This is a genomic window from Candidatus Poribacteria bacterium, assembly GCA_028820845.1.
GTDB lineage: Bacteria > Poribacteria > WGA-4E > WGA-4E > WGA-3G > WGA-3G.
On the sequence record JAPPII010000119.1, the window covers coordinates 25338 to 38909 of the forward strand.

At 48.3% G+C, this 13572-nt stretch carries 9 protein-coding genes; 7 read left to right on the plus strand and 2 right to left on the minus strand.

The window, feature by feature from the left end; genetic code table 11:
- Positions 1-239: 239 nt before the first annotated feature.
- Entirely contained in the window at positions 240-3962 is a 3723-nt protein-coding gene (locus tag OXN25_22665) for an Eco57I restriction-modification methylase domain-containing protein (GenBank protein MDE0427668.1), read from the minus strand.
- Positions 3963-4457: 495 nt separating this feature from the next.
- On the opposite strand from OXN25_22665, the gene OXN25_22670 reads away from it, so the two are divergent.
- The 5 genes from OXN25_22670 (at position 4458) to OXN25_22690 (ending at position 10019) form a co-directional block, all read left to right on the plus strand.
- Positions 4458-5249, plus strand: a complete 792-nt coding sequence (locus OXN25_22670; protein ID MDE0427669.1) for an outer membrane lipoprotein-sorting protein — start codon at positions 4458-4460, stop codon at positions 5247-5249.
- A complete protein-coding gene (locus OXN25_22675; protein ID MDE0427670.1) occupies positions 5182-6465 on the plus strand; it encodes an ABC transporter permease in 1284 nt (427 codons plus the stop codon). The genes OXN25_22670 and OXN25_22675 overlap by 68 nt, the downstream gene beginning before the upstream one ends.
- Before the next feature lie 158 nt (positions 6466-6623).
- A complete protein-coding gene (locus OXN25_22680) occupies positions 6624-7853 on the plus strand; it encodes an ABC transporter permease (protein ID MDE0427671.1) in 1230 nt (409 codons plus the stop codon).
- A gap of 134 nt (positions 7854-7987) precedes the next feature.
- Positions 7988-8689 (plus strand): ABC transporter ATP-binding protein, encoded by a 702-nt coding sequence (locus tag OXN25_22685; protein MDE0427672.1) that lies wholly within the window; start codon positions 7988-7990, stop codon positions 8687-8689.
- 109 nt (positions 8690-8798) lie between these two features.
- Entirely contained in the window at positions 8799-10019 is a 1221-nt protein-coding gene (locus OXN25_22690) for a hypothetical protein (GenBank protein MDE0427673.1), read from the plus strand.
- Between the two features lie 3 nt (positions 10020-10022).
- Here OXN25_22690 and OXN25_22695 read toward each other — a convergent pair whose 3' ends face one another.
- Positions 10023-11081 (minus strand): hypothetical protein, encoded by a 1059-nt coding sequence (locus tag OXN25_22695; GenBank protein MDE0427674.1) that lies wholly within the window; start codon positions 11079-11081, stop codon positions 10023-10025.
- A 61-nt stretch (positions 11082-11142) separates the two neighbouring features.
- On the opposite strand from OXN25_22695, the gene OXN25_22700 reads away from it, so the two are divergent.
- Together OXN25_22700 and OXN25_22705 are read left to right on the plus strand one after the other, a co-directional pair.
- Entirely contained in the window at positions 11143-13200 is a 2058-nt protein-coding gene (locus tag OXN25_22700; protein ID MDE0427675.1) for an alpha amylase C-terminal domain-containing protein, read from the plus strand.
- Positions 13201-13242: 42 nt separating this feature from the next.
- Entirely contained in the window at positions 13243-13479 is a 237-nt protein-coding gene (locus tag OXN25_22705; GenBank protein MDE0427676.1) for a hypothetical protein, read from the plus strand.
- Positions 13480-13572 lie beyond the last annotated feature (93 nt).

The following is a 13572-nucleotide window of genomic DNA, read 5'->3' on the forward strand; positions in this document are numbered from 1 at the left end:
CGGATAATTTAAGGGTAATGATAACACATTTGAAGACCTGATGTCAACCGAATTTGGAGATTTGAAACCCAATTAATTGCATGTGTCACATACCGCTCCGAAATCAACGGTATGAATGCCTTATGGCATTCCCCGGGAGCGGAAGATTGGAAACACCATGCAGACTATAGACATAACGCTCCGCTGGAGCGTAATCCGCGAAATCTGCGCAATCCGCGATAATCCGCGATTCAGACAAACTATCCTTTCCCCTTCAAACTCCGCGCCTTCCGCAACCGAGATTCTACCAAATTAACAACCGCTTCATACACCCCATCCCGTTCACCTTGTGTGAGACCGAGCGCATCGAAAATGATTGTGTCAAGGACGCGACGGTCATCCGAAGGATCAAGCATTTCCCATGAAGAAGATGTGAATATCGCTGCATCTTCAAATGCAAATATCTTTGGATCTAAACAGAGTAACTCCGACACTTCATAGGTCTGAATCTTCAGTAAACCGCCACCGAAATTAGAACGTCCTGCCATATTTACCATCAGTTGAAACAGGGACGAATTCAAAGAGGCACACAAGGGCAATATCAAATCCGAATCCGTATGTACTTCCTGAAAATTGTCGCTTGTATAGCAACCGTTTCGTGCATATAGCGTTCTTGCGGTTGAAGAAATTAGATAGTTGAAAGCAAGCGATGGGATTTCTCGTTTACCTAAATCCCACCACCTTACCCTTGACCTACAACTCGGTTTCTGATGAAATCCCTGTGATTCACCCCATTCAATATAGTCCAACGCAGCAGTGCCTGCCAATACCGCTCTGTCCGTATGACACATAAATAACTTGAACTGCAACTGACTGGGATCTACGCGGATGCTTTTGCATTCCCGCGGACTTTTGATGACGGGCTTCAAGAATTCATCTTCGATTCCCCATTCTCGAATCCGTTCAGCGTCAAGATAGAAGAAGTCATTGGCACCTGTTGTGAAGCCACGCCTTACCTCCGCAATGTCTCCCAGACGCACCAGTTTATCCTTGCCTTTCTCCAGCAGCGTCCAGTAGATGTCTGGGGCGCGTAGATATTTCCCACCCCACTTGTCACCGGTGTATTTATTCTCACGCGTGCCTGCTTGTGCTAATTCGGTATAGGGGCGCGTTCGCTCTCGTCGGTTCTCTATATCTGGGTCACCTATGAACGTCTTGAAGGTCAGAAAACGGATCTGAGAATCAGGATTGGGGATGCCGTTGTGGAGAACACTCACAATCGTGTTGATGTCGGCACTCTCAAACTCACGTTCTGCTTCGCTGTGACAGATAACGGCACTCTTCGTATTGTCTAAGAGATACTTCTGTAACGGGGCACCGTAGTTGACATCCAACCAGCTGTTGGAACAGATAAAGGTATGGATACCCTTTGGACTCAGCAGTTGCAGTCCGCGTTCATAGAAATAGACGTAAAGGTCGGCTGCGCCGGTGTAGCAGGTATAGCGTTTTTTCAACGTCGGTTTGAGGGACTTAATCTTCTCTTGACGGACGTAAGGCGGATTGCCAATCACGACATCGAACCCGTCTGTAATGCCGAACATCCACTCAGGGTCAAAGAAGTTGGCGGAGGCGTTTTGGTTGTATGGATCCCACGCCGAAATCTTTTCAGTCGTCTCGCTTGGAAACCCGTCCTGTTGCAGCAATGTGCTAATCTCAGCGCGGAGCTCAGCGTCTTGTTTTCTGTACCGGTCTTTCGTGCGCGGGGTGCGGGCGGTGAAGTGTCTACGCCTCACCTCTTCGAGTGCTTTCTCCTTGCTGTCTATCTCTGGGTTGCGGAGTGTCATCTGCTCGGGTTTCTCCACGTCAAGAAGCGTATTCGCCGCAACGAACTTCGTCTCTAAGTTTGGCAACGGACGCACGCCTCGGTTCTCGCGGGTATCGTCAATTTTCTGTTCTACGATAAGGGAGATGAAAAAGCGGAGTTTGGCAATTTGTGTGGCAATGGGTTGGATGTCCACGCCGTAGATGCAGTTCTCTATGAGATAGAGTTTTCTGCCGTAGTCGAGTTCGTTGCGTTCAAATGCTTCATTGATGCTGTCGATTTCTCTTTCCAATTCGCTGATGGCACTCTCACGGAAGGTGCTATCGTCGATTTTCTCTGACGCGGTGATGGCACCTTGGACGCGGTCAATTTGGCGTTGTCGCCATTGTGCGTTGCGGGGATCAAGTTTGCTGAGTAGGAAGACGAGTTTGTGTAAGATGCCCATCGGGAAGGCACCGGAGCCGCACGCTGGGTCGAGAATCTTGAGGGTGTCGATGGCACTGATGAGGTGTTCGACTTCGGTAGTGGTGAATTGATGAGGTTCGTCGTTGTATGCGAGGAGGTGACGGAGTTTGGTTTCTGACGGGCAATGAATGGTTTCCCTACTACGAACCGTGTTTTTGAAGTAGGCGATGAGGGACTCGTCTACCATGTAGTTGACGACTTCACGGGGAGTGTAGAAAGAGCCGGTCTGTTTACGCGCAGTTGTGCCGGTTTCTGGGTTGTATGCGGCGAGGAGGTTTTCAAATACCTGCCCGAGGAGTTCGGGGTCAAGAGCGACTTCTTGCTCTATGGGTGTGTTTTCGGCAATCGTGAACTTGTAGCGGTTGAGGATGTGGATTAAACCTCGCACGGTGTATCGGCTGTTTTTCGTATCATAGACGGCGTTGAGATTTACTGACTGCGGTTCGGAGAAGAAGAGTTCGTTTGGCACCGAAAGCGGGTTGTCCTCTCTGTCGGAGAAGCCGTCGATTCGTAGAATTGTTTTTGCGTCGTCTGGATCGGGTTTATCCAAACATTCAAATAAGCCGCCGTTGAGGAACGGGATTGTCTCAAACAGATGCAGCGCTGCGTCCGGGTCTCTGAAATAGCGTTTGTAGCGGTAAAGTGAGGTGATGTTGTAGTGCTGTCGTCCCTCGCCTCGGAACTTGCGAGTGTTCGGTTTTTCAGACGTGTTCATCTCCTGATTTAACGTCGCGAAGAATAGGTTTTGGAGGATTGCCTTGTAGTAGGTGCTTTCCTGTGGATCAACGTTTGCGAGCAGTTCCGAGATGGTGTCCTCCTCAAAGAGCGCGTTCGGGACGAGTTCCTTCCCCTTGAGAAACCAGACGAAGATCAGCCGTGTAATCAGGCGGATGACACACGTGGCATTGTGGACGGTGAGGTGAGAAACCACGCCTACCGATGTGTCGGCATCGGCTGGAAACGTCACCTTATCCACCGCCCAGAAATACCAATCGGCAATCTCTTTGAAGAAACGTCTGTTGAGCTCGGAGGTGTCCAAGGTCTGCTGCCACGCCTGATGGAGTTCAAGGAAGTTCGTAAACCCGTGCTGCTGATAGAGGGCACTTAGTGACAACTCCGCTAAGATGTCAAGGTGTGCGCGGTGGGGATTCACAAGGTCAATATCCTTGATGAGTGTCACTTTTTCAAGCACATCAAGGTCCCTATCACGCTGACTCGGTCTGCGGTTGATAATGGAAAAGGTTAGGGTGCGTCCGTGTTGAAAAATCAGGAGTGCTGGTATGGCGTAGAGCTTGTTGATTTCGCGGGTGATGTTGGCGAGTGCGGTGCGAGAGTAGGTATCTCCTTTAAGTTTGATAGCGAGAAAGAGATAGGACTGATAGATACTCTCATCAACGCCTGCGTCCTCATGGAAGGTGATCGTCTCTTGGGTCTGCTGTCTGATTTCGTCAGCGGTGAGTTGGAAGAGGAAATCGGCGGTCTGCCAGTCGTTTAGGTGCGCTTTCTCAGGGTTTATGAGGTTGTCAGGATCGAAGTCTTCGCGAAATGCCTCGGTTGTGTTTGCGTCTCGGTTGAGGGTCCGTTGGCTCTCGTAGCCTAATACCTTGAGGAGATGAGTTGCGTTTTTGGCGAGTTCACCGTCCATGAAGTTGTTGAGGGCACTTTGAATTTCGGTTCTGATATGTGTTTCAGGCATCGTTTCTTTTCCTTTAGGGTTATATCTGTTGAGTTTACACGATTTTTTAAGGAAAAGCAAGTGTTAATTGTCTGCAGGGCCATTCAGTTTTCCAATAATTTACATCCGGATGCCCGGATTTAGTCTGGGAATAGACTAAATCCATTCCTTATATTACATTCTTGTTGGGGAAAAGTGTGCTGTCCCGAATAAATTCGGGCTTCCGGAAGCGTGAAGGCTTTACATAGGTAAACTTAACTCTTAAAACTAAATAGCCCTGTGTTAATTCAGGACTTACGCAAAATTAAGTTGAGACATGTATCTTCGGACGATAAAGACACGGACCACCATAGGATCGGTGCGGTTAGAAACCGCACCTACCGGTAGAGTGCGTAAGTCCTATTAATTGAAAGATTTTGCACTTTGAAGCCTCATGTGTTATAATAAAAAATGTAGATAAAATTGGCAGGTTCCCCATATTGCACAACCTAAAAAGCAAAAAGGATACACAAGCAAATGGCGAAATCTCAAAATAAGACACTGATAGTACGAAACTTGACAATATGTTCTTTGCTCCTCACGGCTCTCCTCCTTTGCCCGTTCGCATTAGCCCAAGAAACAATATCTGACATCGAATCCGTCATCAAACATATCGATCAACTCTATCGGAGTGAAACCAGTCACGCCGAGATGGAGATGCACATCGTCACGCCGCATTGGGAACGTACGCTGGCGATGACAATATGGACACAGGGGATGAGCAAGACCTTTATCCGCATTACCGCCCCAAAGAAAGAACAAGGGGTCGCGACACTCCGCATTGGGAATGAGATGTGGAACTACCTTCCGAAGACGAACAAGGTGATGAAGATTCCACCGTCTATGATGATGGGGTCGTGGATGGGTTCTGATTTCACGAATGACGACTTGGTTCGGGAGTCGTCCATGCTCAATGATTATACCTACCAGTTTGTTACACCTGAAGATGCATTGCCAGATCATCTCTATGTCCAACTTGTCCCGAAAGAGGATTCTCCGATCGTTTGGGGAAAGATTGTTGCATCTGTGCGATCCGACGATTATATACCGGTGTGGCAGCACTTTTATGACGAAAAAGGGAATTTGATGCGGGTTATGAACTTCAAAGAGATTAAGACGTTTGGTGATAAAATCGCACCGTCTGTGATGGAGATGATTCCTCAAAACAAAGAGGGACATAAAACGGTTGTCCGGTGGTTGAATGCCACATTTGATTCAGACATTGACGATAAAATCTTCACACGCCGAAATCTTCAGAGAAGAAGATAGTATGATACTCAAAATTGCGTTTCGTAACATCTTCCGTCAGAAGCGACGGACAATCCTTACCGCACTCGCAATGGTTGTCGGTTTCACACTCTTGTCGCTAACCATCGGTCTGTCCGACGGTGCGTATGGGGACATCATCTCCATGTTCACGCGAAATCGCATCGGACACATTCAGGTGCACCGTGATGGATACCTTGATAAGCCATCGCTTTATGAGACGATTGATGGGTATACTGCTGTCGGAGAGGTGATACAGGATGTTGCAGGCGTTGAAGCGTGGACACCACGGGTATATGCAGCGGGACTCGGCTCGGTTGGTGAAAAGAGTACAGGTGTACAAATCATCGGCGTTGATGTGACACGAGAAGTTCAAGCGACGCGATTTGATCAAAAAGTAATTGAAGGCACGGTATTAGCGGAAACCGCTTCGCACGAAGCCGTTATTGGGAAAAACTTGGCAAAGACGCTTTCTGCAAAGATTGGTAGTGAGATTGTGATCTTCTCGCAGGGTGCAGACGGTTCGCTTGCGAACGATGTGTATAAGATTGTCGGTATTGCAGAGAGTGGTGACGACGCAACAGATCGAACAACATGTTATCTGCACATTGAAGATGCTCAGGAATTGTTTGTGCTTGAGGGGCGCGCCCATGAAATCGTTGTGATTGTCTCAAATATCAATCAGGTCGGTAAAATTAAGACTGCAATCGAAGCGAACCTTAACGATTCAACGCTTGATGTTGCCCCGTGGCAAGTAGTTGCTAAATCCTTTTATCGCGCCATGAAATCCGATCAACAAGGGGATGCCATTTCACGTTGGGTGATTATGCTGATTGTGGCTATCGGTGTCCTGAATACAGTGCTGATGTCAGTACTGGAGCGGACGCGCGAGTATGGGGTGCTAAAGGCGGTTGGGACAAAACCGATGCAAATTTTCTGGCTCGTCATCTGCGAAGTCGTCATCATAACACTCGGTAGCATCTGCGTTGGTGCGCTCCTTGGGGTCCTTGTTAATTATCTGCTGTCTATATACGGCATCACATATCCCGAAGAAATCACCTTTGGGGGCATGAAAATCAAGACGTTGTATGCTGTAGTGAACGTCCGATGCCTGATTATTCCGGCGATCACGGTTATGGCATCAGCAACGGTGGTCGGTCTGTTCCCTGCGATAAAAGCAGCCCGGATTCTGCCAGCAAGAGCGATGCGGACACATTAGATTAGCGGTCAGCGGTCAGCAGTCAGCAAAGAAGCATTAAGTATATCACAACCTTTTTTAGAAGAGCGCGAAGCTTGGAACGAAGTGGAAAGCGGATCTACGGAAAAGCACTTTCAACCTTCAACCTACCTAACCGAACCGCAAGGAAAATTAGAAAAATGTGGTTGATTTTAGTAAAACTCGCATGGCGCAATATCTTTCGGAATAAACGGCAGACCATTATCGCTGCGACAGCGATCGGTATCGGTTTGACTGCTCTCATCTTTATGGATGCACTCATGATAGGGATGCAAGAGATCTTGATTCGGACGGCTACCGCTTCTTTCCTCGGTGATGCGCAGATTCATCGGGAAAGTTTCCGAGACGAACAAGAGGTTTCATTGACAATCCAAGCCCTCGATGAGGTGACAGCGAGTCTTTCTGAAGAAACCATCGTTCAACATTGGACGCAAAGAGTGCTCGTTTTCGGGATGATCACGTCTCCAGCGAATGTCAGTGCGATTAATCTCGTCGGCGTTGATCCCACTACAGAAAGGCACCTGTCGCTGATTGACGACGCGATAACGGAGGGGGTCTATTTTGAAGGGGATAACAGCCGCGATGTCGTCATTGGTGCAAAACTCGCCGAAATCTTAGAGGTTGGACTTGGCGATCGAGTGGTTGTGACGGTGGCACAAGCTAAAACCGGAGAACTTTCCCAAGAGATGTTTCGGATTTCCGGTATTTATAACTTTGCTGACGAGGCGATGAACAGCGGTATGGCATTTGTCCGGATTCAAAAAGCACAAGAAATGCTTGCGATTGGTAATGATGTCCACGAAATCGCTATTAAATTCTCTTCCATCGCTTACGCACAAGACTCGACACTACCATTTTGGGACACTTACTCCCAGCATGGCAACGAAGCATTAAGCTGGACAGAACTGATGTCACAATTAACTGTTGTGTTAGACATGACGACATACAGCAAATATATCATAGGCGTTATATTATTTGCGATAGTTGTCTTCGGGATTATCAACACACTTTTCATGTCGTTGTATGAACGGATGTTTGAGTTTGGTGTGCTACGCGCCGTTGGCACCCGTCCTTTTGGGATGGCGCGCGTCATCTTATTTGAAGCGGGTGCTTTAGCGATTGTGAGCATTGGCGTAGGAATGATACTTGGATTCCTCGTGACAGCACTGTTGGCATACACAGGTATAGATTACACCGGCATTGAAATGATGGGTGTGACGATGCAGGAGTTCATCCGTCCAGTCATGACGGTTGAACAGTTCATCATCTATCCGATATGGGTTTTCGTTTTCACCCTCATTGCAGGGTTGTATCCGGCTCGGCATGTAGCTAAAATGGCTCCCGTAGACGCGATGCGGCGCATCTTTTAATTTTTTAACTATTAAATCTGGGCACCGTTCCACTTCGTTTCACGGTGATCTCCGATGAAAGCAGATACTCTGGGCACCTGGGACGGATCAGTAGAAGCGGTTTCACAATTGATTGGAATCCTAAGGTACTCACAATGGCACAAACTGAGAACAAAGATGTTATCGTCACAGAAGGCGTGACGAAGGTTTACGCAGCGGACGATATTCCTGTCAACGCGCTTAACGGGATTGATTTAACCATCGAATCGGGAGAATTTACGGCATTGGTGGGTCCCTCGGGTTCTGGTAAAACAACCTTTCTCAACATCATTTCTGGATTGGATAGCCCTACAGAAGGGAAAGTGTGGCTTGCTGGCAAGGTGTTATCAGAAATGAGCGGCAATGAACTCTCCGACTTTCGACGCGATAACATCGGATTTATTTTTCAGGCTTACAATTTAATTCCTGTATTGACAGTCGAGGAAAATGTTGAATATATCATGCTTTTGGCGGGTGTGCCGAAAGCAGAACGGCATGAACGGGTCATAGCAATGCTTGAAACCGTTGGGTTAAAGGGGGTTGCCAACCGGACACCGACGCAGCTTTCAGGTGGACAGCAACAGCGTGTAGCGATCGCCCGCGCTATGGTCTCTGAACCGACGATTATTCTCGCCGACGAACCGACGGCGAACCTCGATTCTAAAACGGGTGCCGACCTGCTTGAGATGATGCGCCACCTTAACTCAGAAACCGGCATGACATTCATCTTCTCAACCCACGATCCGATGGTGATGGCGCGTGCAAGGCGTTTGATAACCTTACGCGATGGACGCATAGACACTGACGAAATGAGATAAGAGATAATCAACGGTATGAAGCCCGTGTGGGCTTCCCCGGGCATTCCCTGGGTTTTTAGTTTTAATAGTTTGCAGTTATCGGTTATCAGTTAAAAGAGGCTTTCAGTTGATGCAAAAGATTCTGACCGCCATCATCTGTTTGATGGTAACGTTTCTTGCAGGAACCGCTGCGGCTGAATTCCGAGCTGGTGGTTACTACAAGAACTTTTCTACGGCATTTAACTCCCCGCTTCCAGAGGCATCGATGATGGGGGTCGTGGTTAACCGACTGCGTTTCAACCTCTCTTACGCACCAACAGATTCACTCTCATTTGCCTTCGCTTACGATTTCACCCCGCGCGTTCAAGACCCACTCCTTTTCTCTCAATCTCCGTTTGCCGTCGGTATTGCTTCATCCCGTTACCGCGTCGCAGATTTCGAGTCCCAGCTCTATCCGAGTGAGGATGAACTGGTTGGCAGCGTTGGTATCTATCATAATCTCGATCGGGCTTCGGTGCAGTTCAGCACAGATTTTGCGGATTTTTCCATCGGTCGGGATGCGATTGCCTGGGGTAGTGCTCGAATTGTGAATCCAACCGACATCATCGCTCCCTATACCTACGACCAGCTTGATACCGAAGACCGCGTTGGCGTAGACACCATTCGGATGCGGATTCCTGTAGGGGTCCTGGGCGAGATAGATACAGGATATATTTTCGGGTCTAATTTCGACTTTGATGAGAGTGCCATCTTTCTCCGAACCCAATTGAACGCCGTAGAGACAGACTTCTCAATTCTACTTTTGGAATTTCAGAAAGATCTGCTCGTCGGTTTAGATATAGCCCGTGGTATCGGGGGTGCTGGCTTTTGGCTGGAAACGGCTTATGTGTTTGCCGAACCCTTTGATGACGAACCGAACACATCGGACAATTATCTGCGTGCCTCTATCGGGCTTGACTATAGTTTCGGTGGGGAGACCTATACGTTTATCGAATACCATTTCAACGGTGCAGGTGCGACAGAACCCGAAAATTTTCTTACCAATTTGGAGAAACCGGCGTACACGCGCGGCGGTGTTTATCTACTTGGCACCCACTATCTGGCTCCCGGATTCACCCGTCAACTGACCCCCCTGATTAGTCTCAGTGGACAAATACTGCTTAACCTATCCGATCCGTCAACCTGGATTGCACCGCAGATCGCATACAACGTTGCAGAGGATATTCATCTCTCTGTCGGTGGTTTCATCAGCATAGGCAAACGCCCTAAAAACGGTGATTCTACCGAATTCCAATCCGAGTTTGGCAGTTATCCGAATCTCGTATTTTCTTCATTCCGCCTCTATTTCTGAGTCTCACTTAAAGACTATAATGAGTTTCCGATAGACGGCTCGCTGCGAACCCGTTCTTGCCCGAATTACAAGTAGATAACGTCCATTTCGGACAAGCGTACCATTATCCGTCAATCCATCCCACTGCACAGCGTTCGGTCCGATGTAACGTGGCACCTCTTCAAGCAACCGTCGAACCTGTCTACCGCGAAGGTCAAAAATATCTATTGTCACAAATACCTGCGTTGCATCGGGGGCGTTGAGTCGATAGGCTATCGTCAATCGATGTCTATCGGGTGCGAAAAATACGCGCGGCGAGAGTTCAAGGTTCCGAATCTCCAGCCGTTCACTACGTTTCAAATCTTCAGGCACAGCAGCCGTCAAGGCATAAATTCCGAAGTGGTTGATAGAAGTTGTCACGCCCTCTTGTGCCTTATCCTCACGACCTTGCAACGGCACCCATTTTTTTCCATACGCTTCCCAAAAATAGAGTTGTGGTTTCGCAGCCATAAACGCGGCACTTTCAAATAGAAATGCCAACTGTGCAGGGCGTTTCAAGACAAGTCCTTCGGGTGAAATCTGGACGACATGGACGAATCGCTGCAGTGTTGGTGGTAATGCGGGTGGTGCCACAATTTCTATCCCTATTTTTTCTTCGGCAGCAAGCGCGCCCTTCGGCAGGTCTATTGCTACATCCGCCGGACTTTGGAGTTTTCCACCACTATCCCCAATCGTTTTTGTTGCAGGGACAATCCTTAACCTTACCCGTTGTTCCACACCTTCCACACGACAGATAAGAATACCATCTCCTACAAAAACCGCCGTAAGCATTGGCGGCATATCTGTTGTAATTTTGCCTAAATTTCCCGATAGAAACCACTGTGCTGGCAGAATTTTTTCATCAGAGGAGATTGCTTGAAGTCGGTACTGTTTGCCAGATATGAGCGTATAGGGTCGCATGATTTCTGCTGCCCCATCGAATATCTGAATTTCAAAGGAGCTCGCCGCCTTAATACTCGAAGAAAACAACACTATCAGTGCGATGAATATAAGTCCTGTTATTCGGTGAAAAAGTGTTTGCATGTGCTTATGTTACTACACATTCCCTTGAATCGCAAGCCTTCTTGTGGTAAACTGATACACTATGGGAAAGCAACGCTCAAAAGGCAGACAAGCAGACGGCACTGCTCTCATCAAAAGAGATCCTTTGTTAAAACCGTACGCTGAACAACTACGCCAACGGTTCATGCACTATCAACGTCTCAGAAGGAAGATAGAAGAAACTGGCGGCTTATTAGGTGAAATAAGCCAAGGACACCACTATTTCGGCTTCAATCGCGGAGAAAACGACGGCGAAAACGGGGTCTGGTACCGTGAATGGGCACCGAACGCGCAGGCACTTTCACTCATTGGCGATTTTAACGGCTGGGATCGCGCTGCAAACCCGATGTCCATTGATGAATGGGGAGTCTGGCATCTCTTCCTACCCGACAAACACTATGCTGAACGACTCTCACATGGAAGTAAAATTAAGGTACATGTCGTATCAGCACTCGGTGGACTCGATCGAATCCCGGCTTATGTTCAGCGCGTCATTCAGGAAGACGATGCCGACTTCAGCGGACAGTATTGGACACCATCGTATCCGTATCAGTGGAAATACCAAGCCCCTGATTTTAATGCCGAAACTGAAGGATTGCGAATTTACGAAGCACACGTCGGCATGGCGCAAGAAGCGGAAAAAGTCGGCACATTCGCTGAGTTCAGAGAAAATGTCCTCCCCCGAATCGCTGACTTAGGCTATAACGCCGTTCAACTAATGGCGGTGATGGAACATCCCTATTATGCGAGTTTCGGGTATCACGTGAGTAACTTCTTCGCTGTCTCAAGCCGTTTCGGAACGCCAGAGGAACTCAAAGCGCTTGTTGATACAGCGCATAGCATGGGATTGCTGGTTATCATGGATTTGGTGCAGAGCCACGCCATTAAAAATCTTAACGAAGGGCTGAATCACTTTGACGGCACGGCACATCACTACTTCCACGCCGGTGAGAAAGGCGAACATAGCGCATGGGACTCGCGGTGTTTCGATTACGACAAATACGAGGTGCAGCGTTTTCTTCTTAGCAACATCCGCTATTGGCTGGAGACCTATCGATTTGATGGGTTCAGGTTCGACGGCATCACGAGTATGCTCTATAGCGACCACGGACTTGGACGGGTGTTCGCTGGATACGCTGATTACTTTGATAGCCGAGTTGAATTGGATGCCATTGTCTACCTGATGTTAGCAAACGAAGTCCTCCACACCGTCAACCCTGCTGCGATTTCGATCGCTGAGGACATGAGTGGAATGCCCGGTCTCGCGCGCCCCATTGAAGAAGGCGGACTCGGCTTCGACTACCGCCTCGCAATGGGAATTCCAGATTATTGGATTCAGTTGTTAAAGGAAAAAGAGGATGAAGACTGGCACATCGGTGAGATTTACGGTATGTTACGCAACCGCCGTACAGGTGAAAAACACATCGCTTACGTCGAAAGCCACGATCAGAGCATCGTCGGCGACAAAACGCTTGCTACCCAACTCATGGATACTGAACTCTACACGAACATGAGTATTTTCACGACAAGCCTCGTGGTTGCAAGGGGAATCGCGCTCCACAAACTCATCCGCCTTCTGACGTTCAGCTTGGGTGGTGAGGGATACCTTAACTTTATGGGAAATGAATTTGGACACCCTGAATGGATCGACTTTCCGCGCGCAGGCAATAATAACTCCTACTGGTATGCGCGCAGGCAGTGGCAACTCCTCGACGATGAAGCACTCCGATACAAGCATCTCAACGCTTTTGACCGCGCGATGCAGCACCTTGATATAGTACACCATCTGCTTGCTGAAGAAGGCATTCATCTCTTATTTATCCACGAAGAGGCAAAACAGATTGCCTACGAGCGAAGCGGACTTGTCTTTGCCTTCAACTTTCATCCGACGGCATCCGTTACAGATTGGCGTATTCCAGTGCCGCAGCGGGCAGATTACCGCCTCATTCTGAACACCGATGATATTGCTTACGGCGGCCACGGTGCCGTAGAGGGTGTCCATTACCCGTGGCAAGATGTAGCGATGGCGGGGCAGACGCAATCTATTCAGATTTATGTGCCTGCCCGGAGTGCGTTGGTGTTAGTGTCTAAGCAACACTAGAATTAAAAACACTACATGACTACTTAGGAGGTTCCACATAAAATGGATAAGAAAATTGATCTTTGTAGTACAGAAATGAATGAAGTAGTTAAGGAAGTTCGCGAAATGCGGATGAAAATTTCAGAAAAATGCGGACATGATCTCAATCGGTTAATTGCTCATTACCAAGAGGTAGGGAAAAGATTAAGGAAAACAGGTAAGTATAAGTTTGTTGATCCGAAACCGGCAGCCGAGAAGCCTGAGCCTACAGAATCGACGCGTGGTGAAGCTGCAGATTAAGACGTAGTATGACCTTAGCCCGAATACGTGCCGTATGGACGGTGTTTTCCTCTTCGGAAAAATAGGGACAGCCAACCGTGACCTCTACCACCA

Coding starts and splice junctions, on each gene's coding strand:
- OXN25_22665 (MDE0427668.1), bottom strand. CDS start 3,962: ATGCCTGAAACACATATCAGAACCGAAATTCAAAGTGCCCTCAACAAC.
- OXN25_22670 (MDE0427669.1), top strand. CDS start 4,458: ATGGCGAAATCTCAAAATAAGACACTGATAGTACGAAACTTGACAATA.
- OXN25_22675 (MDE0427670.1), top strand. CDS start 5,182: ATGCCACATTTGATTCAGACATTGACGATAAAATCTTCACACGCCGAA.
- OXN25_22680 (MDE0427671.1), top strand. CDS start 6,624: ATGTGGTTGATTTTAGTAAAACTCGCATGGCGCAATATCTTTCGGAAT.
- OXN25_22685 (MDE0427672.1), top strand. CDS start 7,988: ATGGCACAAACTGAGAACAAAGATGTTATCGTCACAGAAGGCGTGACG.
- OXN25_22690 (MDE0427673.1), top strand. CDS start 8,799: ATGCAAAAGATTCTGACCGCCATCATCTGTTTGATGGTAACGTTTCTT.
- OXN25_22695 (MDE0427674.1), bottom strand. CDS start 11,081: ATGCAAACACTTTTTCACCGAATAACAGGACTTATATTCATCGCACTG.
- OXN25_22700 (MDE0427675.1), top strand. CDS start 11,143: ATGGGAAAGCAACGCTCAAAAGGCAGACAAGCAGACGGCACTGCTCTC.
- OXN25_22705 (MDE0427676.1), top strand. CDS start 13,243: ATGGATAAGAAAATTGATCTTTGTAGTACAGAAATGAATGAAGTAGTT.